At 70.8% G+C, this 23,327-nt stretch carries 18 protein-coding genes; 14 read left to right on the top strand and 4 right to left on the bottom strand.

The window, feature by feature from the left end; all coding sequences use genetic code 11:
* Positions 1-91: 91 nt before the first annotated feature.
* The 3 genes from ACZ7OH_RS08010 to fdhD all read left to right on the top strand — a co-directional run bounded on the left by ACZ7OH_RS08010 (position 92) and on the right by fdhD (position 3,526).
* Positions 92-502 (top strand): histone-like nucleoid-structuring protein Lsr2, encoded by a 411-nt coding sequence (locus ACZ7OH_RS08010; protein WP_470280172.1) that lies wholly within the window; start codon positions 92-94, stop codon positions 500-502.
* An 878-nt stretch (positions 503-1,380) separates the two neighbouring features.
* Positions 1,381-2,691: an OFA family MFS transporter gene (locus tag ACZ7OH_RS08005; protein WP_470280171.1), complete on the top strand. Its 1,311-nt coding sequence runs from the start codon at positions 1,381-1,383 to the stop codon at positions 2,689-2,691.
* 1 nt (position 2,692) lies between these two features.
* Positions 2,693-3,526 carry a formate dehydrogenase accessory sulfurtransferase FdhD gene (gene fdhD, locus ACZ7OH_RS08000; RefSeq protein ID WP_470280170.1) on the top strand — a complete coding sequence of 278 codons (834 nt, stop codon included), beginning with the start codon at positions 2,693-2,695 and terminating at the stop codon, positions 3,524-3,526.
* On the opposite strand, the gene ACZ7OH_RS07995 is transcribed toward fdhD, so the two are convergent.
* From ACZ7OH_RS07995 to sucC, 3 genes are read right to left on the bottom strand one after another with little or no spacing between them, the layout of a single operon-like run.
* Entirely contained in the window at positions 3,514-4,362 is an 849-nt protein-coding gene (locus ACZ7OH_RS07995; protein WP_470280169.1) for a LysR family transcriptional regulator, read from the bottom strand. The genes fdhD and ACZ7OH_RS07995 overlap by 13 nt on opposite strands.
* Positions 4,362-5,243 (bottom strand): succinate--CoA ligase subunit alpha, encoded by an 882-nt coding sequence (gene sucD, locus ACZ7OH_RS07990; RefSeq protein ID WP_470280168.1) that lies wholly within the window; start codon positions 5,241-5,243, stop codon positions 4,362-4,364. Before sucD ends, ACZ7OH_RS07995 begins: the two co-directional genes overlap by 1 nt.
* Before the next feature lie 3 nt (positions 5,244-5,246).
* On the bottom strand, positions 5,247-6,392 hold the full coding sequence (gene sucC / locus ACZ7OH_RS07985) for an ADP-forming succinate--CoA ligase subunit beta (RefSeq protein WP_470280167.1): 1,146 nt from the start codon (positions 6,390-6,392) through the stop codon (positions 5,247-5,249).
* A 269-nt stretch (positions 6,393-6,661) separates the two neighbouring features.
* Here sucC and ACZ7OH_RS07980 point away from each other — a divergent pair, with 269 nt between their 5' ends.
* The 4 genes from ACZ7OH_RS07980 to ACZ7OH_RS07965 are packed head-to-tail and all read left to right on the top strand — an operon-like array spanning position 6,662 to position 13,179.
* Positions 6,662-8,398, top strand: coding sequence for a thiamine pyrophosphate-binding protein (locus tag ACZ7OH_RS07980; RefSeq protein ID WP_470280166.1), 1,737 nt, complete (start codon positions 6,662-6,664; stop codon positions 8,396-8,398).
* Between the two features lie 14 nt (positions 8,399-8,412).
* Positions 8,413-9,642 carry a formyl-CoA transferase gene (frc, locus tag ACZ7OH_RS07975; protein WP_470280165.1) on the top strand — a complete coding sequence of 410 codons (1,230 nt, stop codon included), beginning with the start codon at positions 8,413-8,415 and terminating at the stop codon, positions 9,640-9,642.
* 1 nt (position 9,643) lies between these two features.
* Positions 9,644-11,770 carry an acetate--CoA ligase family protein gene (locus tag ACZ7OH_RS07970; protein ID WP_470280164.1) on the top strand — a complete coding sequence of 709 codons (2,127 nt, stop codon included), beginning with the start codon at positions 9,644-9,646 and terminating at the stop codon, positions 11,768-11,770.
* Between the two features lie 32 nt (positions 11,771-11,802).
* Positions 11,803-13,179 carry an OFA family MFS transporter gene (locus ACZ7OH_RS07965; RefSeq protein ID WP_400906750.1) on the top strand — a complete coding sequence of 459 codons (1,377 nt, stop codon included), beginning with the start codon at positions 11,803-11,805 and terminating at the stop codon, positions 13,177-13,179.
* A gap of 31 nt (positions 13,180-13,210) precedes the next feature.
* Here ACZ7OH_RS07965 and ACZ7OH_RS07960 read toward each other — a convergent pair whose 3' ends face one another.
* Positions 13,211-13,948, bottom strand: a complete 738-nt coding sequence (locus ACZ7OH_RS07960; protein ID WP_470280163.1) for a GntR family transcriptional regulator — start codon at positions 13,946-13,948, stop codon at positions 13,211-13,213.
* A 178-nt stretch (positions 13,949-14,126) separates the two neighbouring features.
* Between ACZ7OH_RS07960 and ACZ7OH_RS07955 the strand changes: the two genes are divergently transcribed.
* From ACZ7OH_RS07955 to gcl, 7 genes are all read left to right on the top strand, one after another.
* The gene (locus ACZ7OH_RS07955) at positions 14,127-15,122 is read left to right on the top strand and encodes a 2-dehydropantoate 2-reductase (protein ID WP_470280162.1); all 996 of its coding nucleotides are present in this window, start codon (positions 14,127-14,129) and stop codon (positions 15,120-15,122) included.
* A 13-nt stretch (positions 15,123-15,135) separates the two neighbouring features.
* The gene (locus tag ACZ7OH_RS07950; RefSeq protein ID WP_470280161.1) at positions 15,136-17,049 is read left to right on the top strand and encodes a molybdopterin oxidoreductase family protein; all 1,914 of its coding nucleotides are present in this window, start codon (positions 15,136-15,138) and stop codon (positions 17,047-17,049) included.
* 1 nt (position 17,050) lies between these two features.
* Complete coding sequence (locus ACZ7OH_RS07945; protein ID WP_470280160.1) at positions 17,051-18,796, top strand: NAD(P)H-dependent oxidoreductase subunit E; 1,746 nt, start codon at positions 17,051-17,053, stop codon at positions 18,794-18,796.
* A gap of 34 nt (positions 18,797-18,830) precedes the next feature.
* The gene (locus ACZ7OH_RS07940; RefSeq protein ID WP_470280159.1) at positions 18,831-19,688 is read left to right on the top strand and encodes a 2Fe-2S iron-sulfur cluster-binding protein; all 858 of its coding nucleotides are present in this window, start codon (positions 18,831-18,833) and stop codon (positions 19,686-19,688) included.
* A 143-nt stretch (positions 19,689-19,831) separates the two neighbouring features.
* Positions 19,832-20,644 carry a hydroxypyruvate isomerase family protein gene (locus ACZ7OH_RS07935; RefSeq protein WP_470280321.1) on the top strand — a complete coding sequence of 271 codons (813 nt, stop codon included), beginning with the start codon at positions 19,832-19,834 and terminating at the stop codon, positions 20,642-20,644.
* Positions 20,641-21,528, top strand: a complete 888-nt coding sequence (locus ACZ7OH_RS07930) for a 2-hydroxy-3-oxopropionate reductase (RefSeq protein ID WP_470280158.1) — start codon at positions 20,641-20,643, stop codon at positions 21,526-21,528. The genes ACZ7OH_RS07935 and ACZ7OH_RS07930 overlap by 4 nt, the downstream gene beginning before the upstream one ends.
* Before the next feature lies 1 nt (position 21,529).
* Positions 21,530-23,218: a glyoxylate carboligase gene (gene gcl, locus ACZ7OH_RS07925; RefSeq protein WP_470280157.1), complete on the top strand. Its 1,689-nt coding sequence runs from the start codon at positions 21,530-21,532 to the stop codon at positions 23,216-23,218.
* Positions 23,219-23,327 lie beyond the last annotated feature (109 nt).

Raw genomic sequence — 23,327 nt, 5'->3', positions numbered from 1 at the left:
GACGCTTCACGGGTGTCGCGCGTGCCGGACGGGATTCGACAGGTTAGGGTCTGTCCGACCGTGTTCTGGAGAAGATGAGGAACGACGAACCATGGCGCAACGGGTGCACGTCGAGATGGTGGACGACCTCGACGGGAGCGAGGCTTCGCAGACCGTCCCCTTCAGCCTCGACGGGGTGACGTACGAAATCGACCTGTCCGAGGGCAACGCTTCCGCGCTCCGTGACGAACTCGCCCGCTACGTCGCCGCGGCGCGGCGGACCGGCGGCCGCAAGGTGCGCCTCGCGACCGGCCAGTCGCTGTCGGGCCCGTCGGGCTCGGGCACCGACCGCGAGCGCAACCGGCAGATCCGCGAGTGGGCGCAGGCGAACGGCTACGAGGTCGCCGAGCGCGGCCGCCTGTCGAGCGAGATCATCGCGGGCTTCGAGGCCGACCAGGCCGCGGCGGCCGAGCCGGCGGAGGTCAAGCCGGCGCGCAAGCGCGCGACGCGCAAGAAGGCCTGACGCCGGAACCGGTTGCCGGGGAGGAAATGCCCCTCGCCCGGACCGGGCTGCCGGATGACAGGCCGGTTTCGCGCGCCCGGAGCAGGGGAGCTCCCGGCGCGCGAAATGGGGCCGCGCGCTGCAGTTCTCGGCCTGCGCGGCCGAATCGGCGCGCCGCAGCTGAGCCTTCGCGTGGCGACTGTGTTTGTCGGGCGGGCCGGCGCGCCACGGCCGGGCCTTCGCGTGGCGGCCTGTGTTTGGCCGGGGCCGGCCGGGTCGGATCGGCAGGCCCCGGCTGGGATCTCCCGTGCCAGATGGTGTTCGCCAAGCAGGCCGCGCCGGATCGGCGGCGCTGTGTTTGCCGGACAGGCTGAGCCGGACCGGCAGTTCGCGGCTCGCTCTTCTCGTGCCATGCGGTGCTCGCCAAGCGCCGCACATCGCCGCCACCCGGCTGAGCGGATGTCCCACCGCTGACAGTATTCGTGGACAGAGGTGACCTGACCCTCGTCCGTGACTGTCCCAGCCGTTCTGTCCCACCGCGGCGCATTCCCTCCGTCGCATGTGGATCTTCACGAAACCCGGTCCTATGAGTAGCCGGCGGTCACGCGCCGTCGACCTGGCGCGACGAAGCCGCGGCGCGCGGACATTTCCCGGCCGGTAAAGCTTGTCGGAGGGTGGCTCCGATCGCCAGACTGTCAGTGCTCCGCGCGGCCGGTACCGCGCCGGAGCACGGTCCGGTGGCCGCCTCCTCCCTCGATGGCCACCGGGCCGCCTTACTTCTCGCCCTCTCGGGCCTCTCCGCCGCGAAGCGCTTTCCCCTGGACATTCGAGCCCGTCGAGCGCACACTCGGACTACTCCATACTGCATACAATCTTCAGTCGAGGACGAGGTGGTCACGATGGCCGAGGTCCGCGAGCTCCGGGACGTCTACGGACGGCGGTACCGCGTCGGCGAGTCCGACCGGGAGCTGCTCGGCCGGCCGCGGACGTGGATCACCTGGCTGGCCGCGGCGGCGATGCTGGCCGCCGGGGTGCAGCAGTACGGCTTCGGCGCGCTCGTCCCCGCGCTGACCCGGGCGCACGGCTGGACGTTCGGCCCCATCGCGCTCTCGCTCGCGGTCTGGGCGATCTGCCAGGCCGGGGCCGCTTTTCCGACGGCGTGGCTGCGCGAACGCGGCCTGCTCCCCGCACGCGCGGCGATGGCCGCCGGCGCCGTGCTCTGCGCTGCCGGGCTCGTGACGCTCGGCCACGCGAGCAGCCTGCTCACCGTCTTCCTCGGCTACTCCGTCCTCGGCGGGCTCGGCACCGGCCTCGTCTACGCGACCTGCGTAGGCGCCGTGCTGGCCTGGTTCCCGGACCGCACCGCGCCCAGCGCGGGCGTCGTGAGCGGCGCGTTCGCCTACGGCAGCGTGCCGTTCGTCGTGCTCGCCGCCGCCCTGCCGGCCGCGCGGCCGGTGCTCCTCGACGTCACCGCGGCCGTCGTCCTCGTCGTGATCGCCGGGTGCGCACTGCTGCTGCGGTACCCGCCGCGGCACTGGTGGCCCGCTACGCCCGAGCCGCGCGCGTGGGCCCTCGACCGCGCGCACAACCGGCGCCCGGCCGTCCGCCACTACCGGCCGGCCGAGCTGTTCCGGTGTGGGACGACGCTCGCGCTCTACCTGGTCGTCGTGCTCGCGGCCGCCGTGCTGCTGTTCGACCTCGCTTACCTCGCGACGTTCGTCGCCGAGCGCAGCGGGCCCGGGCTCGCCGCGGCCGCGCTGGCGCTGCTCGCCGCGGCCACCGGCAGCGGGCGGGTGCTCATCGGACGGCTCGCCGGCCGGCTCGGCCGGCACCGGATCCTGCGGTTCGCGCTGCTCGCGGGCGGTGTCGCCCAGTTCGTCCTCTTCTACTCGGGCGAGCACCGGCACGCCGTCGGGCTACTGCTGGGTGTCGCGCTCGCCGGGTTCGGCAACGGCTGCTGCTACACACTGCTGGTCGGCCTGGTGCGCGAGTACTTCGGTGAGGAATCGGCCGCGCAGAACTTCGGGATCCTCTACTCCGCCAAGGCCGTCGGCGCGGTGGTCGGGATCGGGCTCGCCGCGCTCGTCGTGACGTCGCAGGGGTTCGTCGGCGCCTTCGCGGCGGCGGGCGTGCTGAGCCTGGCCGGCGCGGTGCTCTCCGGACGGCTGACCCAGCCGGGCCGCCCGAAGTCGCTGCTGCCGGCGGCCTGACGTGGGGTGGATGACGAGCCGGCGCCGGGTGCTGAGGGTTCACGACGGCGTGCCCACCGCGCGGCCGGACACGCTGACCGTCGAAGAACCCCTCGAGATCCGGGTGGCCGGGAAAGCGCTGTCCATCACGATGCGCACCCCGGGCGACGACTTCGACCTCGCCGCCGGCTTCCTGGTCGGCGAAGGCGTGGTGCGGGCGGCCACGGAGATCCACTCGATCCGCTACTGCGCCGGCGCCACGGCCGACGGCGGCAACACCTACAACATCCTCGACGTCGTGCTCGCGCCCGGTGTCGCGCCGCCGGACGCGTCGGTGGAGCGGAACTTCTACACGACGTCGTCGTGCGGGCTGTGCGGCAAGGCGAGCTTGGACGCGGTCCGGACGACGGTGACGTGGCCGGTGGCCGCGGACCCGTTCCGCACCGACCCGGCGACGCTGGCCGGGCTGCCCGACGAACTTCGTGCGGCGCAACGGGTGTTCGACCGGACGGGCGGCCTGCACGCGGCGAGGCTGTTCGACGCCGACGGCAAGCTGCTGTGCCTGCGCGAGGACGTCGGCCGGCACAACGCGGTGGACAAGGTGGTCGGCTGGGCGACCCGCGACGGCCGGCTGCCGCTGTCGGGGACGGCGCTGATGGTGAGCGGACGGGCCTCGTTCGAGCTCGTGCAGAAGGCGGTGATGGCCGGGATCCCGTTGCTGGCGGCGGTTTCCGCGCCGTCGTCGCTGGCGGTGGACCTGGCGGCCGAACTGGGGCTGACGCTGGTGGGGTTCCTGCGGGGCACGTCGATGAACGTCTACACGCGACCCGACCGGCTGGGCCTTCAGCCGAGCTGACCGAGCACCGCGGCGACGGCGGGAGAGACGTCGGCCCGGTGCACGGCACCGAGCTGCCAGGGCGGCGGCCGGTCGAACCGGCGGACGGTCAGATCGGGGAACCGCGCGGCGGCCGAGGAGGGCAGCACGCAGGCGGCGAGCCCGGCCCGCAGCAGCCCGGCGGCCACGGCGAGATCGTCGACCTCGAGTGAGAGCCGGCGGCCGGGGAAGGCGCGGTCGACGGCCTCCCGGACGGCCCAGCCGGGCGGGAAGTCCACAAGGGACAGCTCCGACAGATCGGCGGGCGCCGACGGCGACCCGCCGGGCGCGGTGGCGAGGACGAGTTCCTCGCACGCGAGGAGCGTGGTAGCCAGCCCGGGTGCGGCTGATTCGTCACCCCGCGAGCAGCCAGACGGCCCGAGAGCCGCGACCACCGCCAGCACGACGTCCACTGTGGACTCCGTCACCGCCCCGAGCCCATCGCAAGCCGGGACCTGCCGAACCTCCACCGCCAGTCCCGGGTGCACGTGCCGCAGCGCCGCCAGCGCCCGGTGCCAGTCCGCCAGTAACCCCGGGCACACGCCCAGCCGGACCCGGCCGCTCACCGGCGAGACGGCCGCGCGCGCTCGGGCGGCCGCCTCCAGGGCCGCCCGCGCGGCGGGCAGGAACGCCTCGCCGGCGGGCGTCAGCTCCACCCGGTGCGTCGTGCGGTGGAACAACGGTGTCCCCAGGTCGCGCTCAAGCGCGCGGACCACTGTGGACACCGTCGACTGGACCGTCCGCAGCCGGTGGGCGGCCGCCGTGAAGCCGCCCTCCTCGGCGACCGCCACCACCACCGCCAGCTGGCGCAGCTCCATCAGCCGAGCACTTCGCGGACCAGTGCCGCCGTCCCGCTCGGGGTGCGGCCGACCCGGATGCCCGCCGCTTCCAGCGCCTCCTTCTTCGCCGCCGCCGTCCCCGCCGAGCCCGAGACGATCGCGCCCGCGTGGCCCATCGTCTTGCCCTCCGGGGCCGTGAAACCCGCGACGTACCCGACGACCGGCTTCGACACGTTGGCCCGCACGAACTCCGCCGCCCGTTCCTCCGCGTCGCCGCCGATTTCGCCGATCAGCACGATCAGGTCCGTCTCCGGGTCCTTTTCGAACGCTTCGACGGCGTCGATGTGCGTCGTGCCGATGATCGGGTCGCCACCGATGCCGACGCACGTGGAGAACCCGATGTCGCGCAGCTCGTGCATGAGCTGGTAGGTCAGCGTGCCTGACTTGGACACCAGCCCGATCCGGCCCGGGCCGGTGATGTCGGCCGGGATGATGCCCGCGTTGGACTTGCCGGGGGAGATGATGCCGGGGCAGTTCGGCCCGATGATCCGGGTGCGCCCACCCGCCGCGACGGCGTGGGACCACAGCCGGGCGCTGTCGTGCACCGGGACGCCCTCGGTGATCACCACCGCGAGCCCGATCCCCGCGTCGACGGCCTCGATCACCGCGTCGGCGACGAACGGCGGCGGCACGAACAGCACGCAGACGTCGGCGCCGGTCGACGCCATCGACTCCGCGACACTGCCGAACACGGGCAGCGAACGACCGGAAATCTCCACCCGCTGCCCGGCTTTGCGCGGGTTCACGCCGCCGACGACGTTGGTGCCGGCGGCCAGCATCCGGCGCGTGTGCTTGGCGCCTTCGGAACCGGTGATGCCGGAGACGACGATCCGGCTGGTCTCGTCCAGGAAGATGGCCACGGCTCAGACCTCCGCGATCGCGAGCTTCGCCGCCTCGCGGGCGGCGTCGTCCATGGTGGCCACCACGGTGACCAGGGGGTGGGCGGCGTCGGCGAGGATCCGCCGGCCTTCGGTGACGTTGTTGCCGTCGAGGCGGACCACCAGGGGCTTGGTGGCGCGGGAACCCAGGATCCCCAGCGACCGGACGATCCCGGTCGCGACGGCGTCGCACGCGGTGATGCCGCCGAAGACGTTGACGAACACGCTGCGCACCTGCGGGTCGCCGAGGATCACGGACAGCCCGTCGACCATCACCTGCGCCGACGCGCCCCCGCCGATGTCGAGGAAGTTCGCCGGGCCGCGCGCACCGGCCTCCGCCGCGGCCGCCGCGACGACGTCCAAAGTGGACATGACCAGGCCGGCGCCGTTGCCGATGACGCCGATGTCGCCGTCGAGCTTGACGTAGTTGAGGTTCTTCGACCGCGCTTCCCGTTCCAGGGGATCGCCGTCCGCGGTGTCGTCGAACGACGCGGAACGGCGGAAGAACGCGTTGTCGTCGAGGGTGATCTTGCCGTCCAGGGCGACGATCCCGGTCGACGTGCTGGCGAGGGGGTTCACTTCGACCAGGGTGCAGTCCTCGGCGACGAACACGTCCCACAGCTTCTCGACGACACCGGCGACCTCGCCGCGGACGTCGGCGGGGAACGCGGCGGCCACCGCGGCCGCGTCGACGCCCACGAGCGGGTCGACCGGAACGCGGACCAGGGCGTCCGGCCGGGTCGCCGCGACCTCCTCGATCTCCATCCCGCCTTCGGTCGACACCATGGCGAGGAACGTGCGCCCGGCGCGGTCCAGCAAGAAGGACAGGTAGTACTCCTCGGCGATCTCGCTGGCCTCGGTCACCAGCACGCGGTGCACGGTGTGGCCCTTGATGTCCATGCCGAGGATGTCGTCGGCGGCCTGTTCGGCGTCGTCGGCCGTGGACACGACCCGGACGCCGCCCGCCTTACCGCGGCCGCCGGTCTTCACCTGAGCCTTGACCACCACCGGGCCGCCGAGGGCCGCCGCCGCGGCCCGGGCGGCGGCGGGATCGGCGGCGACCCGGCCGCGGGGGACGGGCACGCCGTGCTTCTCGAAGAGGTCACGCGCTTCGTGTTCGAAGAGCTCCATGAGGGGGCGTCCTTTCCGTGGCGGGGCAGGGCAAGGGCGTGGAGTGGTGGTCCGCGGGGGCGGGATCGAGGCCCGGGAAAAACCCTGCGGATGGCCCTGGACACGGGCTGCTTGAAGAGTGACTATATGCCTACCCCATACGGTATGCAATCTACAGTCTGCCACGAAGAGGCCGCTGACCTCGACGGACGCCGACAGCGGCGACCAGCGAACCGGAGTACGCACCGCCGGACAAGAGAGATCCGGCGGCGGACCAGAGGAGTTGAGCAATGGCGCTGACAACGACCGGCACCACCGCGGGGGAGAGTGCCGCGGCGACGAACGGCGCCGAGCCCGCGCCCGCCGAAATCTCGGGCGGCCACCTCGTGGCGAAGGCGCTGAAGGCCGAAGGGGTCGACACGATCTTCACGCTCTGCGGTGGCCACATCATCGACATCTACGACGGCTGCGTCGACGAAGGCATCCAGGTCATCGACGTCCGGCACGAGCAGGTCGCGGCGCACGCGGCCGACGGCTACGCGCGGATCACCGGCAAGCCCGGCTGCGCGGTGGTCACCGCCGGACCGGGCACGACCGACGCCGTCACCGGCGTCGCGAACGCGTTGCGCGCGGAGAGCCCCATGCTGCTGATCGGCGGCCAGGGCGCGCTCACCCAGCACAAGATGGGGTCCCTGCAGGACCTCCCGCACGTGGACATGATGACGCCGATCACCAAGTTCGCCGCCACCGTGCCGCACACCGCGCGCGTCGCGGACTTGGTGAGCATGGCCTTCCGCGAGGCCTACGCCGGCGCGCCCGGGCCGTCGTTCCTGGAGATCCCGCGTGACGTCCTCGATGCGCGCGTGCCCCTGGACCAGGCCCGCATCCCCGGAGCGGGCCGCTACCGCGCGTCGACGAAGAACGCCGGCGACCCCGCCGACGTCGAAAAGCTGGCCGACCTGCTGGTGCACGCGAAGAAGCCCGCGATCCTGCTCGGCAGCCAGGTCTGGACCACGCGGGCCACCGAGCCGGCCGTCGACCTCGTGCGCACGCTCAACATCCCGGCGTACATGAACGGCGCCGGCCGCGGCGCGCTGCCGCCGGGCGACCCGCACCACTTCCAGCTTTCGCGCCGCTACGCCTTCGACAACGCCGACGTGATCGTCATCGTCGGCACGCCTTTCGACTTCCGGATGGGCTACGGCAAGTGGCTCTCGAAGGACGCGACCGTCGTCCAGATCGACCTCGACTACCGGACCGTCGGCAAGAACCGCGACGTCGACCTCGGCATCGTCGGCGACGCCGGTCAGGTCCTCGCCGCGGTGGCCGAGGCCGCATCCGGCCGTGGCGACAACGGCGCCGTCGCGCGCAAGACGTGGCTCGAAGAGCTCCAGGCCGTGGAGGACAAGGCGAAGCAGAAGCGGCTGCCGCTGCAGCACTCCGACGCGAGCCCCATCCACCCGTACCGGCTGGTCCACGAGATCAACGAGTTCCTCACCGAGGACTCGATCTACATCGGTGACGGCGGCGACATCGTCACGTTCTCCGGCCAGGTCGTCCAGCCGAAGTCGCCCGGCCACTGGATGGACCCCGGTCCACTCGGGACGCTCGGCGTCGGCATCCCCTTCGTCCTGGCCGCCAAGCACGCGCGCCCGGACAAGGAGGTCGTCGCGCTCTTCGGTGACGGCGCCTTCAGCCTCACCGGCTGGGACTTCGAGACGCTCGTGCGGTTCGACCTGCCGTTCGTCGGGATCGTCGGCAACAACTCGTCGATGAACCAGATCCGCTACGGCCAGGCCGCGAAGTACGGCCTGCCGCGCGAGCGCGTCGGCAACACCCTCGGCGACGTCCGCTACGACGAGTTCGCGCGGATGCTCGGCGGGTACGGCGAAGAGGTCCGCGACCCGGCCGACATCGGGCCGGCGCTGCTGCGCGCGCGGGAGTCCGGGAAGCCGTCGCTGATCAACGTCTGGGTCGATCCCGACGTGTACGCCCCCGGAACCATGAACCAGACCATGTACAAGTGAGCGGAGGCCAAGGCATGGGTAAGGCACTGGAGGGCGTGCGCGTCCTCGACATGACGCACGTGCAGTCCGGTCCGTCGTCGACGCAGCTGCTCGCCTGGCTCGGCGCGGACGTCATCAAGCTCGAGACGCCCGGCCGGGGCGACATCACCCGCGGGCAGCTGCGCGACCTGCCCGGCGTCGACAGCCTCTACTTCACGATGCTGAACTCCAACAAGCGCAGCATCACGCTCAACATGAAGAGCGAGGAGGGCAAGGAAGTCTTCGAGAAGCTCGTGTCCGGAGTGGACATCCTCGTGGAGAACTTCGGCCCGGGGGTCGTCGACCGGTTCGGCTACCCGTGGGACAAGCTCTCGGCGCTGAACCCGCGGCTGATCTACGCCTCCATCAAGGGCTTCGGGCCGGGCCGCTACGCCGACTTCAAGGCGTACGAAGTGATCGCGCAGGCCATGGGCGGCGCGATGAGCACGACCGGCTTCGAGGACGGGCCGCCGACCGCGACCGGCGCGCAGATCGGCGACTCCGGCACCGGCATCCACCTGGTGGCCGCCATCCTCGCCGCGCTGTACCAGCGGACCTCCTCCGGCCGCGGCCAGCGCGTCCAGGTCGCGATGCAGGACGCCGTGCTCAACCTGTGCCGCGTGAAGCTGCGCGACCAGCAGCGGCTGGCCCACGGTCCGCTCGGGGAGTACCCGAACGACCAGTTCGGCGACGAGGTGCCGCGGTCGGGCAACGCCTCCGGCGGCGGCCAGCCCGGCTGGGCGGTCAAGTGCGCGCCCGGCGGCCCGAACGACTTCATCTACGTGATCGTCCAGCCACCCGGGTGGGCACCGCTCGCGCGGCTGATCGGCAAGGAGGAGCTGGCCGAGGACCCGGCGTGGGCCACGCCGGAGGTCCGTTTGTCCAAACTGGACAAGATGTTCGCCCTCGTGGAGGAGTGGACCGAGAAGCACACCAAGTGGGAAGTGATGGAGCAGCTCAACGCCTGCAACATCCCGTGCGGCCCGATCCTGTCGACCAAGGAGCTGATCGAGGACGAGACCCTCGAAGAGCTCGGCTCGGTCGTCGAGGTGGCGCACCCGGAGCGCGGCAGCTTCAAGACCGTCGGCTGCCCGCTGAAGCTGTCCGACTCGCCCGTCGAGATCGAACGGCCGCCGCTGCTCGGCGAGCACAACGACGAGGTACTGACCGAACTCGGGTACACCGAAGCCGAGCTGGACAAGTTCCGCGCGGCGGGGGTGATCTGACGTGGGGGATCGCGCGGCGGTCGAAAAGGTCCTCGCCGAGGCGGCGGCCGAAGGACGGTCCTCGCTGACCGCGCCCGAGGGGCGTGCGGTGTGCGAGGCCTACGGTATCCCGACTCCGGCCGAGCGGCTGGCGACCACGGCCGAGGAAGCCGTGGCGCACGCGGAAGCCATCGGGCTGCCGGTGGTGCTCAAGATCGTCTCGCCGGACATCCTGCACAAGACCGAGGCCGGCGGCGTGCTCGTCGGCCTGCGGGACGCCGACGCGGTGAAGGCGGGCTTCACGAAGATCGTCGAGAACGCGAAGGCGTACAACGCCGGCGCGCGGATCGTCGGTGTCCAGGTGCAGCAGATGCTCACCGAGGGGCAGGAGGTGATCATCGGCTCGGTCACCGACCCGACGTTCGGCAAGGTGGTCGCGTTCGGCCTGGGCGGCGTCCTGGTGGAGGTGCTCAAGGACGTCACCTTCCGGCTCGCGCCGACGACCACCGGGGAAGCGCTGTCCATGATCGACGGTATCCAGGCGGCGGAAATCCTGCGCGGGGTCCGCGGATCGGATCCGGTCGACCGGGACGCGCTCGCCGCCGTGATCACCGGGCTCGGGCAGCTGGTCGCCGACTTCCCCCAGCTGGCCGAAGTGGACCTCAACCCCGTGCTCGCGACCGCGACCGGGGCCACCGCGGTCGACGTCCGCATCCTGGTCGACCCGGACGCGGCGAAGGAACCGGTCCGGTTCACCCAGGAGGAGATTCTCGCCTCGATGAACCGGATCATGAAACCGGCGTCGGTCGCGGTGATCGGCGCGTCCGCCGAAGCCGGCAAGATCGGCAACTCGGTGATGAAGAACCTGGTCAACGGCGGCTATGCGGGCGAGATCCACCCGATCAACCCCAAAGCCGCCGAGATCCTCGACCGGAAGGCCTACGCGAGCATCACCGACGTCCCCGGGGACGTCGACGTCGCGGTCTTCGCCATCCCGGCGAAGTTCGTCCCCGCGGCGCTGGAGGAGGCCGGCCGCAAGGGCGTGGCGGGCGCGATCCTCATCCCGTCCGGCTTCGGCGAGACGGGCAACATCGCGCTGCAGGACGAGGTCGTCGCGATCGCGCGCAAGCACGGCGTGCGCGTCCTGGGGCCCAACATCTACGGCTACTACTACACGCCGGAGAACCTGTCGGCGACATTTTGTACACCGTATGACGTCAAGGGCGGCGTGGCGCTGTCGTCCCAGAGCGGCGGGATCGGGATGGCGATCCTCGGCTTCAGCCGCTCGGCGAAGATGGGCGTGTCCTCGATCGTCGGCGTGGGCAACAAAGCTGACATCGACGAGGACGACCTGCTCACCTTCTTCGAGCAGGACGACAACACCCAGCTCGTCGCGATGCACCTCGAAGACCTCAAGGACGGCCGGTCGTTCGCGGAGACGGCCAAGCGGGTCTCGCAGCGCAAGCCGGTCGTCGTGCTGAAGGCCGGCCGGACGTCGCAGGGGGCCAAGGCGGCCAGCTCGCACACCGGCGCGCTGGCCGGCGACGACAAGGTCTACGACGACGTCCTCCGCCAGAGCGGGGTCATCCGGGCGCCCGGGCTGAACGACATGCTCGAGTACGCCCGCGGCATACCGCTGCTGCCGACGCCGCGGGGCGAGAACGTCGTCATCATCACCGGCGCCGGCGGTTCGGGCGTGCTGCTGTCGGACGCCTGCGTCGACAACGGGCTGAGCCTGATGGAGATCCCGCCGGACCTCGACACGGCGTTCCGGGAGTTCATCCCGCCGTTCGGCGCGGCCGGCAACCCCGTCGACATCACCGGCGGCGAGCCACCCTCGACCTACCGCAACACCATCGCGCTGGGCCTCGAGGACGACCGCATCCACGCCCTGATCCTGGGCTACTGGCACACCATCGTCACCCCGCCGATGGTGTTCGCCGAACTGGTGTCCGAAGTGGTCGAGGAGTACCGGGCGAAAGGGATATACAAGCCTGTTGTCGCGTCGCTGTCCGGCGACGTCGAAGTCGAGGAGGCGAGCGACTATTTGTACGACCGCGGCGTCGTCGCGTACCCGTACACGACCGAGAAGCCGGTGGCCGTGCTCGGCGCGAAGTACCGCTGGGCGCGGGCCGCGGGCCTGCTTTGAACCTGAGTCAACGGTGACGAAGGAGAACTCACATGACCGCAGCCACGTATCAGGAGATCACTGACCAGAACGGAAGAGTTTACCGGGTAGGCGAGTCGCCGCAGGACATCATGGGGCGCTCACGCAGCTGGATGGTCTGGCTGCCGTGGATCGCCATGATGGCGGTCAGCGTGTTCGAGTACGGCTGGGGCGCCGTCGAAGGCACGCTGGAAGAGAAGTACGGCTGGACGCTGTCGGACGCGTTCTGGCTGGCCAGCATCTGGGCGGTGTTCCAGGCCGGCGTGGCGTTCCCGGCCGGGCGGCTCCGGGAGCGCAACGTCGTCTCGGCGAAGACGGCTATGCTCTTCGGTGCCCTGTTCAGCGGTATCGGCTACTTCACCATCGCGCACAGCGGGAACCTCACGCTGGCGTTCATCGGGTACTCGGTCCTCGGCGGCACCGGCGCCGGGCTCGTGTACGCGACCTGCATCAACATGGTCGGCAAGTGGTACCCGGAGAAGCGCGGCGCGCGGACCGGGTTCGTGAACGGCGGGTTCGCCTACGGCTCGGTGCCGTTCATCTACCTGTTCAGCGCGTTCCTCGGGCACGAGAACGTCACCGGGGTGCTCGACGGCATCGGCTTGTACATGCTGGTCGTCGTCGGCGTCTGCGGGTTCCTGTTCAAGGACCCGCCGAAGAGCTGGTGGCCGAAGGAGGTCGACCCGCTCACGTGGGCCAAGGGCAAGGCCGGGGTGACGACCCTCGCCAAGAACCCGCCGGCGGTCCGCCAGTTCACGCCGATGGAGGCGATCCGGACCGGCATGCTCCCGCTGATGTGGGTGTGCCTGGTGATCATCGGCGGCGTCTCGCTGTTCGGCATCAACTTCCAGGTGCCGTTCGCCAAGGAAAGCCACTTCGGCGCGTTCGTCGCGGCTTCCTCGGCCGGCGTGCTGGCCATCGTGAACGGCACCGGCCGCGCGGTCGTCGGCTGGGCGTCGGACAAGCTCGGGCGCAAGCAGACGCTCACGCTGGTGCTGGTGATCGCGGCCGGCGCGCAGTTCGGCGTGCTGTACGCCGGGAACACGCACAACCTGGTGCTGTTCATGGTGTTCGCGTTCCTGACCGGGTTCGGCGGCGGCGCGTTCTACCCGCTGTTCGCGGCGCTGGTGCCGGACTACTTCGGCGAGAACAACAACGCGTCGAACTACGGCCTGGTCTACAGCGCGAAACTAGTCGGTGGCGTCGGCGGCGGCGGCCTCGCCGCGGGGGTCATCAGCGCGTGGGGCTACACCGGCGCGTACATCCTCGCCGGGTGCATCGCGCTCCTGTCCGCGGTGCTGACGCTGTTCCTGCGCCAGCCCGGCCGGACACGCCACCAGCTCGCCGAAACCGAGCTGGTGGCGCGGCCGTCGGCCGCAGCCGGCGGCTAGTCCGGTATCCCGCTCCCCGGTCCTGCCGAAATCAGGATCGGGGAGCTTCCGGACGTTCGTGGTAGGCCTGGCGGGTCCGTTCGGTGTGCTTGGCCATGATCGCCTCGGCGTCGTCGGCGTTCTGGGCGGCGATGGCCTGGATCAGCTCCTCGTGCTCGTTCCACGCGTCGCGCCCGCGGGGCCGGGCGATCGGCGTGTAGTACCAGCGGACCCGGCGGTCGACCAGGCCGATCAACTCCGCGAGCACGGCGTTCCCGGACAGCTCCGTGATGAACGCGTGGAGCTCGGCGTTGGCGCTCACCAGGCCTTCGGTGTCCTGCTTGGCAAGCGCCCGGACGCCCGCCTTCTGCAGTTCCCACAGGCGGAACACGTCGGCGGGGGTGGCCCGGCCGGCGGCGAGCTTCGCGGAGTGCGCTTCCAGCACACCGCGGACGCTCAGCAGCTGGTCCGCCTCTTCGTCGGTGGGCAGGTGCACGAACGCGCCCTGGGCGGGCCGGAGGTCGACCCAGCCTTCGCTCTGCAGCCGCTGCAGGGCTTCGCGGACGGGCTGCCGGCTGACGCCCAGGTACTCGGCCAGGTCGGCCTCGACCAGGTGCTGCCCGGGTTCGAGGGTGCGGTTGATGATCAGCTCGGCGAGGGCCTCGTAGACGACCTGCCGCAGCGGCGCGGGCCGTTCGACGCGCTTGGCGGCGGTCGAGCTGAGCGAGCCCTTGGCCGTGCGGCGGCCGGTCGGGCCGCGGTCGGGGAGGGGCGAAGCGGGCTGGCTCACGGGACACCTCGGAAGGGGAGAGGAACGCGATGATCTCTGCTCAGGATACAGGTTTTGGTATGCAAAATCCCAGAATCTCACCCTGTCGGAGTTTCCCGCGCTCTCCCGGCCGCGAAAACCTGGTTTCATCAGCGGATCCAGGATACTGTATGCAATCGAGCGACCAGGGAGGCACATCATGAAGGTGGCTGTTCTCGGGGCCGGGGCGATCGGTGCCTACGTCGGGGCCGCGCTGCACCGCGGCGGGACCGAGGTGCACCTGATCGCCCGGCGCGCCCACCTCGCCGCGATGCGCGAGCACGGCGTCCGCGTGCTCAGCCCACGCGGTGATTTCACCGCTCATCCCCACGTGACGGACGACCCGGCCGAAGTCGGCGAAGTGGACTTCGTGTTCCTGGGCCTCAAAGCCAACTCCTACGCTTCCTGCGGGCCCCTGCTCGCCCCGCTGCTCGGCCCGGAGACGGCGATCGTGGCGGCGCAGAACGGCATCCCGTGGTGGTACTTCCACGGCCTGAAGGGACATCCGCTCGAAGGCCGGCGGGTCGAGACCGTCGACCCGGGCGGCTCGGTGACCGCCGTGCTCGAACTGCGGCGCGCGATCGGCTGCGTCGTCTACTGCTCCACCGTCATCGAGGAACCGGGCGTGATCCGGCACCTGGAAGGCACCCGCTTCTCCCTCGGCGAGCCGGACGGCGAGATTTCCGCGCGCTGCAAGGTGTTGAGCGCGGCCATGATCGCCGGCGGCCTCAAGGCTCCGGTCGAACCACGCCTGCGCGACGACATCTGGATCAAGCTGATGGGCAACGTCGCCTTCAACCCGCTCTCGGCGCTGACCCGGGCGACCATGGCCCAGATGTGCGAGCACGAAGACACGCGCGCGCTCGTCGCCACGATGATGACCGAGACCCTCGCGATCGCCCGCGCGGCGGGCAGCGACCCCGGTGTCTCGGTCGAAAAGCGCATCGACGGCGCCTGGCGCGTCGGGCACCACAAGACGTCGATGCTGCAGGACCTCGAAGCGGGCAAGCCCCTGGAGATCGACGCGATCATCGGCGCGGTCGTGGAGCTGGCCGGCCTCACCGGCGTGCCCGCGCCGGCGCTGCGGCACGTCCACGCCGCCATCTCGCTGCTCGACCACACCAGCAACCCGCCCGTCCCCGTCGGGGCGCACTGAACCGGAGGTGCCCGTGAAGCGCAGGAACCCCGAGCCGTACGCGCGGCTCACCCAGCCCCTGGTGCGCGACTCCGGCGTGCTGCGGCCGGCTACTTGGGAAGAGGCCCTCGACCGGGCCGCCGCCGGGATCCGCCGGACCCTCGAAAGCAAGGGGCCCGAGGCGTTCGGGATGTTCTCGTGCGCCCGCGCGACCAACGAGATGAACTTCGTCGCCCAGAAGTTCACCCGCGCGGTGATCGGCACGAACAACGTCGACTCGTGCAACCGCACCTGCCACGCACCGAGCGTCGCCGGGCTGGCCCGGGTGTTCGACAGCGGCGGCGGGACGTCGTCGTACCAGGAGATCGAGGACGCCGACGTCATCGTCATCTGGGGCGGCAACCCCCGCGAGGCGCACCCGATCTTCTTCCAGCACGTGCTCAAGGCCGTCCACAAGGGAGCGAAGCTCTTCGTCGTCGACCCGAGGCAGACGAGCACCGCGAGCTGGGCGCACCGGCAGCTGCAGCTGGAGGTCGGCACCGACATCCCGCTGGCCCACGCGATCGCCCGCGAGATCATTCACTCCGGACTCGCCAACACGACGTTCATCGAGCGCGCCACCGAAGGCTTCGCCGAGTTCGCCGCGTCGGTCGAACCGTGGACGCTGGAGGTCGCCGAGAAGACCACCGGCGTGCCGGCCGAGCTGATCCGCGAGCTCGCCCACACCTATGCCCGCGCCGACCGCGGGCAGCTGTCGTGGACGCTCGGCATCACCGAGCACCACAACGGGACCGACAACGTCCTCGCGCTGATCAACCTCGCGCTGCTGGCCGGTCAGGTCGGCCGCTACGGCGCCGGGCTGAACCCGCTGCGCGGCCAGAACAACGTCCAGGGCGGCGGCGACATGGGCGCCATCCCGGACCGGATGCCGGGCTTCCAGGACGTCCTCGACGCCGGCGTCCGGGCGAAGTTCGACGCCGCGTGGGGCTCGTCGATCCCGCCGCACAAGGGCCTCAACCTCACCCAGATGCTCGACGCGATGGAACGCGGCGACCTGACCTGCGTGTACATCATCGGCGAGAACCCGGTGCAGTCCGAAGCGGACTGCGAACACACGATCAAGCGGCTGTCCAATGTGGACCACTTGATCGTGCAGGACATCTTCCTGACCAAGACCGCGCAGCTGGCCGACGTCGTGCTGCCGGCGTCGGCGGCCTGGTGCGAGAGCGACGGCACCTTCACCAACTCCGAACGCCGCGTCCAGCGCGTCCGCAAGGCCCTCGACTCGCCGGAAGGCGCCCGCGACGACATCGAACTGCTCTCGGAGCTGGCGCGCCGGCTCGGGCACGACTGGCACTACACCGGCGGCGAAGAGGTCTGGGACGAGCTGCGTTCGCTGTCCCCGATGCACGCCGGGATGTCGTACGCGCGGCTGGAAGAGCTGGGTGGCATCCAGTGGCCGTGCTACTCCGAAGACACCCTCGAACCGACGTTCCTGCACGGCCGCCTGTGGGCCGCGGACCCGGCCGAGCGCGGCCGCCCGGCGCCGTTCACGGTGCTCGAGCACAGCCCGCCGGTCGACCTGCTCACCGAGGAGTTCCCCATCCGGCTGACCACCGGGCGGCGGCTGGACTCCTACAACACCGGCGTCCAGTCCGGCGGGTTCCCCTCGCCGCTCCGGCAAGGCGAGACCCTTGATCTCTGCCCGGAAGACGCTCGTTCGCTCGGCGTCGAACCCGACGAGCTGGTCCGGATCTCCTCGCGCCGCGGCGAGATCGTCGCGCCGGTGCGGCTCGACAAGGGCCTGAAGCCCGGGCTGGCGTTCATGACGTTCCACTTCCCGGACGAGGTCGACGTCAACGTCATCACCATCGAAGCTACCTGCCCGATCGCCGGGACCGCCGAGTACAAGGCCGCCGCCATCCGCGTCGAGAAGCTGGCGGTCTGACGTGGATCTCAAGCTCCTGGACGCCGTCGCGTCGCGAGAGGAACAGGACGCGGTCGCCGGTTTCGAGGGCGGTGGCCGCGACCAGCTGCTGCCCGCGCTGCACGCGGTCAACGACCGGGTCGGCTGGATCAGCCAGGGCGCGCTCAACCTGATCTGCGAGGCGCTGCACGTGCCACCGGCCGAGGCCTACGGCGTGGCCAGCTTCTACTCGCTGTTCGCGCTGGAGGAGCGCCCCGAACGCGTGGTGCACGTGTGCACCGACCTGGCCTGCCGGCTCAAGGGCGCGGACACCGTGTGCGACGTCCTCACCGAGCACGTCGGCGCCGCGGGGAAGGCGCGCGGCGGGGTCACGTGGCTGCGCAGCCCGTGCCTCGGCGTCTGCGAACGAGCCCCCGCGGCGCTGACGTTCCAGGCCGGCGACCCGGCCACCACCGAGCTGCTCGCCCCGGCGACCGGCGCGTCGGCCGTGTTGGCGGCGGGACGGGGTCCGTCCGCTTCGGACGGTGCGCCGCCGGTCATCCACCAGAAGGCGGGACTGCGGCTGCTGCGCCGGGTCGGCGTGGTCGATCCGTCCAGTTTGGACGACTACCGGGCGGCCGGTGGCTACGCCGCGCTGCGCAACGCCCTGCGCATGGGCGAGGCCGCGGTGATCCGCGAAGTGACCGACTCCGGCTTGCTCGGCCGCGGTGGCGCGGCGTTCCCGACCGGGCGGAAGTGGGCGGCCACCGCCGCGCAGCCCGCCGGGCCGCACTACCTGGTGTGCAACGCCGACGAGAGCGAGCCCGGCACGTTCAAGGACCGCGTGCTGCTCGAAGGCGACCCGTTCGCGCTGGTCGAGGCGATGACGATCGCCGCGTTCGCGATCGGCGCCCGGCAGGGCTACGTCTACCTGCGCGGTGAGTACCCGCGGGCGCTGCGGTTGCTGCGCAACGCCTTGGCGGTCTGCCGGGAACGCGGGTTCCTCGGCGTGGACATCATGGGCCACGCGGGGTTCTCGTTCGACATGGAGATCCGGCGCGGCGCGGGCGCCTACATCTGCGGCGAGGAGACCGCGATCTTCAACTCGATCGAGGGCTTCCGCGGCGAACCGCGCACGAAGCCGCCGTTCCCGGTCGAAAAGGGCCTGTTCGGCAAGCCGACCGTGGTGAACAACGTCGAGACCCTGGTCAACGTGCCGCTGATCCTCACCGAAGGCGCGGTCGCGTACCGGTCGATCGGGACCGAAGCCTCGGCCGGGCCGAAGCTCTTCTGCCTGTCCGGCAACGTCGAACGGCCGGGCGTTTACGAGGTGCCGTTCGGCACGACCCTGCGCTCGCTGGTCGAGCTGGCCGGGGGAGTGCGCGAGGGCCGTTCGCTGCGCACGATCCTCCTCGGCGGCGCCGCGGGCGGGTTCGTCCGGCCGGACGAGCTGGACCTGCCGCTCACGTTCGAGGACGCGCGGGCGGCGAAGACGACCCTCGGCTCGGGTGTCGTCCTGGTGCTGGACGACCTGGCCGACCTCGGCGGGTTCCTACTGCGGATCGCGGAGTTCTTCCGCGACGAGTCGTGCGGGCAGTGCGTCCCGTGCCGGATCGGGACCGTGCGGCAGGAGGAGGCGATCCGGCGCGTCCTCGAGGCCGGTTCGGAGGAGCGGCCGTTGCTGCGCGAGGTGGGCGGGGTCATGCGGGACTCGTCGATCTGCGGGCTGGGCCAGACGGCGTGGAACGCCATCGAGTCCGCCATCGACCGGTTGGGAGCACTGCAGTGACCAGCGACGACACGCGCTTCCCAGTGGAGGAGCCATGACCAGAGTGGACATCGGAATTCCCCGTCGGCTGGTCGAGTTCACAGTGGACGGCTCGACGGTGCGCGTCCCCGAGGGATCGACGATCCTCGACGCGTGCACGGCGGCGGGCAAGGAGATCCCGACGCTGTGCTACGGCGACACCCTCGAACCGGCGAACGCCTGCCGCGTCTGCATGGTCGAGGTCGAAGGCTCGCGGACGCTGGTGCCGTCGTGCTCGCGCAAGGCCGAGCCGGGCATGGTGGTGCGCACCGATTCCGAGCGGACGCGCACGAGCCGCAAGGTCGTTCTGGAACTGCTGGCGTCGGCGACGGACCTCTCGACGACCCCAGGTGTCGCGGAGTGGATGGCGGCGGCGGGTGCCGACCCATCGCGGTTCGGTCCGGACGCGGCGACCGTGGCGCAACCGGCCATTGTGGACAACGAGCTGTACGTCCGGGACTACGGGAAGTGCATCCTCTGCTACAAGTGCGTCGACGCGTGCGGCGACCAGTGGCAGAACTCGTTCGCGATCAGCGTGGCCGGGCGCGGGTTCGACGCGCGGATCTCGACGGAGTTCTCGAACCCGTTGCCGGACAGCGCGTGCGTGTACTGCGGCAACTGCGTCGAGGTCTGCCCGACGGGGGCGCTGAGCTTCAAGCGAGAGTACGACAAGCGCGCCGCCGGTTCCTGGGACGAGTCACGGCAGCAGGAGACGACGACGGTGTGCACGTTCTGCGGCGTCGGCTGCACCCTGACGCTGCACGTCCAGGACAACGAGATCGTCAAGGTGACGTCGCCGCACGACAGCTCGGTGACCCACGGAAACCTCTGCATCAAGGGCCGCTTCGGCTGGCAGCACGTCCAGAACCGGTAGCGGCACCCAGTTTGCCTCGAAGGCGCCGTGGCTCGTCGAGCCGCGGCGCCTTCGTCGTCCCCGGGCCGTTGACCCCGAGGCCGCGGACCAGCTATTCTCGATATGCGAAAGAAAAATTCCGCAGAGTGAAATTCGAGGTCGCGATGCCACAAGAAGGGCACTCCCTGCCGTACGTCGCCAACCTGTCGATCCTGTTCAAGGAGGTACCGCTGCTCGAGCGGGCCGCCGCCGCGCGGGAGGCCGGGTTCACCGACGTCGAGTACTGGTGGCCGTTCGACACCGCGGTCCCCGCGCGCGACGAGGTCGACGCCTTCGTCGAGAGCCTGGACGGCGTCCGGTTGCGCGGGCTGAACTTCTACGCCGGTGACATGGCGGCGGGGGAGCGCGGGCTGGTGTCGTGGATCGGCCGGGAGGCCGAGTTCGCCGACAGCCTCGTCGTCGCGCTCGGCATTGCCGAACGCACCGGGTGCCGCAGCTTCAACGCGCTCTACGGCAACCGGCTCGACGGCGAAGACCCCGCCAAGCAGGACGAACTCGCCCGCGTCCACCTCGCGACGGCCGCCGAGGCCGCCGCGGGGATCGGCGCGCAACTGGTCCTCGAACCGCTCTCCGGCGCGGACCGCTACCCGCTCAAGACCGCCGCGGACGCCGTGGCCGTGCTCGACGACCTCGGGCGCGACAACGTACGGCTGCTGGCCGACCTGTACCACCTGGCAGTCAACGGGGACGACCTGGACGCGCTGGCGACGAAGCACATCTCCCGGATCGGGCACGTGCAGATCGCCGACGCACCCGGCCGGCACCAGCCCGGCACCGGCTCCCTGGACATCGACCGGCACCTCGCGAACCTGCAGGATGCCGGCTACGCCGGGTTCGTCGGGATCGAGTACGTCCCGGAACCCGACACCGCCACGTCGCTGGACTGGCTGCCGAAGACCCGAAGGGGACGAGCATGAAACTGGGATTCATCGGACTGGGCGTGATGGGCGCCCCGATGGCCGCGCACCTGGTCGCGGCCGGGCACGACGTCAGCGGCTTCGACGTGCACGCCGCGGCCGGCGAGAAGCTGGCGGCCGCCGGCGGGCGCGCCGCGACGAGCGTCGCGGACGCCGTCGCCGGCGCGGACGTCGTCATCACGATGCTGCCGAACCACCCGCAGGTCGAGGAGGTCGTGCTGGCCGCGGGCGGCGTCCTGGACGCCGCCGAGCCCGGCGCGCTCCTGATCGACATGAGCACCATCCGGCCCGAGACGTCGATCGCTGTCGCGGAAGCCGCGCGGGACAAGAAGATCCGCGTGCTCGACGCGCCCGTGTCCGGCGGGCAGGCCGGAGCCGAGCAGGCGTCGCTGTCCATCATGGTCGGTGGCGACGAGGCCGACTTCGAGGCGGCCAAGCCGGTGCTCGACGCGCTCGGCAAGACGATCGTGCACGTCGGCCCGCACGGCGCCGGCCAGGTCGTGAAGGCCGCCAACCAGCTCGTCGTGGGCGGGATCTACGGCCTGGTCGCCGAGGCGATCGTGCTGCTCGAAGCGTCCGGTGTGGACGCCGCCACCGGCCTCGACGTGCTCGCCGGCGGCCTCGCGGGCAGCCGGATCCTCGAGCTCAAGCGCAAGTCCATGGTGGACCGCCAGTTCGCGCCCGGCTTCCGGATCGACCTGCACCACAAGGACATGGGGATCGCGCTGGCCGCCGCCCGGCAGGCCGACGTCGCGCTCCCGCTCACCGGGCTGGTCGCCCAGCTCGTCGCCGCCGGCCGCGCCATGGGCCACGGCTCCCTGGACCACTCGGCCTTGCTGAAGGTCGTCGAACAGTTGTCGGGCCGCGTCCCGGCGGAGGTGTGACATGCCCAGAATCCCCGCGATGCAGGCGGTCGTCGACGTCCTGGAGAGCGAAGGCGTCGACACCGTCTTCGGCTGCCCGGGCGCCGCGATCCTCCCGCTGTATAACGCCCTACAAGGTCGGGCGATCCAGCATCTGATCGTCCGCCACGAAGAAGGCGCGACGCACATGGCCGACGGCTGGGCAAGGACGAACGGGAACGTCGGCGTCGCCATCGGCACGTCCGGCCCGGCCGGGACCAACATGATCACCGGGCTCTACACCGCGCACGCCGACTCGATCCCGATGATCTGCATCACCGGCCAGGCCGCCTCGAACAAGCTGCACACCGAGGCGTTCCAGGCCGTCGACATCGTCGAGATCGCCAAGCCGGTGACGAAGTGGGCGGTGCAGGTCAAGGAGGCCGCGCAGCTGCCGTGGATCTTCCGCGAAGCCTTCCGGATCGCCCGCTCGGGCCGGCCCGGTCCGGTGCTCATCGACCTGCCGATCGACGTCCAGAAGCAGGACATCGAGTGGGACTCGTCGATCGACTCACCGCTGCCGGTGACCGTCGTGAAGCCGGCGCAGGCCCGGGTGGAACGCGCGCTGGACCTGCTGCTGGCGGCCGAGCGCCCGATCATCCTGGCCGGCGGCGGGGTCGTCCTCGGCGAGGCGAGCGAGCAGCTGCGCGCCGCCGCGGAACGGCTCGACGTCCCGGTCCAGGTGACGCTCATGGGCAAGGGGTCGTTCCCCGAGGACCACGAGCTGTTCGCCGGGATGGCCGGCATCCAGACGTCGCAGCGGTGGGCGAACGCGGCTTTCCTGGAGTCGGATCTGGTGCTGGCGCTGGGCGCGCGGTTCGGCGACCGGCACACCGGCGAGCTGTCGGTGTACCGCGGTGAGCGGAAGTTCATCCACGTCGACATCGAGCCCACCCAGCTGGGCAAGGTCTTCGGGCCCGACCTCGGGATCGTCTCGGACACGCGGCAGTTCCTCGACGCGCTGCTGGCGGCGCTGGACGCACGCGAGACGAAGCCGCGCCGGGAGTGGGTCGGGCGCATCGCGGAGCTGAAGGAAGCGCTTCCCCGCCGCGATGACTTCGACACCCTGCCGATCAAGGCGCCGCGGGTCTTCAAGGAGATCAACGAAACCTTCGGCGAGGACACGTACTTCGTCACGGCGATCGGGCTGTACCAGATCTGGTCGGGCCAGTTCCAGACGGCGCACAAGCCGCGGCACTACCAGGTGTGCGGCCAGGCCGGCCCGCTCGGCTGGGAGATCCCCGCCGCGATCGGCGTGAAGAAGGCACGGCCCGAAGCCGAAGTCGTCGGGGTGGTCGGCGACTACTCGTTCCAGTTCCTCGTCGAGGAGCTGGCCGTCGCCGCCCAGTACGACGTCGGGTTCGTGCTGATCATGCTCAACAACGAGTACCTCGGGCTGATCCGCCAGGCCGAGACCGGCTACGACATGAACTTCGAGGTCGACATCCACTACGACTCGAACGGCACGGACAACGTCAAGATCATGGAGGCCTACGGCTGCTCGGGCACCCGCGTGCTCGAACCCGGGGAGATCCGGACGTCCCTGGAATGGGCCCGCAAGGAGGCCGAGCGCACCAGCCGCCCGGTCCTGGTGGAGATCATGATCGAACGCGAGGGCAACGCCGCCATGGGCGCCGCGCTCGACGCCGTCAAGGAGTTCGAGCCCGCGTAGCACGCGCATGACCACGGCCGCCGCACGAGACCCTGACCTCGTGCGGCGGCCTTTCCGCGCGCCCGCGAAGGCGGTTGTCGGAAAGTACAAACCAGGACCGTAAATTCAC

Source organism: Amycolatopsis sp. NPDC114478 (assembly GCF_055633805.1).
The sequence above is the reverse complement of the archived record's forward strand: the minus strand, read 5'-3'. Positions and strand labels throughout refer to the sequence as shown.

Coding starts and splice junctions, on each gene's coding strand:
- ACZ7OH_RS08010 (WP_470280172.1), top strand. CDS start 92: ATGGCGCAACGGGTGCACGTCGAGATGGTGGACGACCTCGACGGGAGC.
- ACZ7OH_RS08005 (WP_470280171.1), top strand. CDS start 1,381: ATGGCCGAGGTCCGCGAGCTCCGGGACGTCTACGGACGGCGGTACCGC.
- ACZ7OH_RS07995 (WP_470280169.1), bottom strand. CDS start 4,362: ATGGAGCTGCGCCAGCTGGCGGTGGTGGTGGCGGTCGCCGAGGAGGGC.
- sucC (WP_470280167.1), bottom strand. CDS start 6,392: ATGGAGCTCTTCGAACACGAAGCGCGTGACCTCTTCGAGAAGCACGGC.
- ACZ7OH_RS07980 (WP_470280166.1), top strand. CDS start 6,662: ATGGCGCTGACAACGACCGGCACCACCGCGGGGGAGAGTGCCGCGGCG.
- frc (WP_470280165.1), top strand. CDS start 8,413: ATGGGTAAGGCACTGGAGGGCGTGCGCGTCCTCGACATGACGCACGTG.
- ACZ7OH_RS07965 (WP_400906750.1), top strand. CDS start 11,803: ATGACCGCAGCCACGTATCAGGAGATCACTGACCAGAACGGAAGAGTT.
- ACZ7OH_RS07955 (WP_470280162.1), top strand. CDS start 14,127: ATGAAGGTGGCTGTTCTCGGGGCCGGGGCGATCGGTGCCTACGTCGGG.
- ACZ7OH_RS07940 (WP_470280159.1), top strand. CDS start 18,831: ATGACCAGAGTGGACATCGGAATTCCCCGTCGGCTGGTCGAGTTCACA.
- ACZ7OH_RS07935 (WP_470280321.1), top strand. CDS start 19,832: ATGCCACAAGAAGGGCACTCCCTGCCGTACGTCGCCAACCTGTCGATC.
- ACZ7OH_RS07930 (WP_470280158.1), top strand. CDS start 20,641: ATGAAACTGGGATTCATCGGACTGGGCGTGATGGGCGCCCCGATGGCC.
- gcl (WP_470280157.1), top strand. CDS start 21,530: ATGCCCAGAATCCCCGCGATGCAGGCGGTCGTCGACGTCCTGGAGAGC.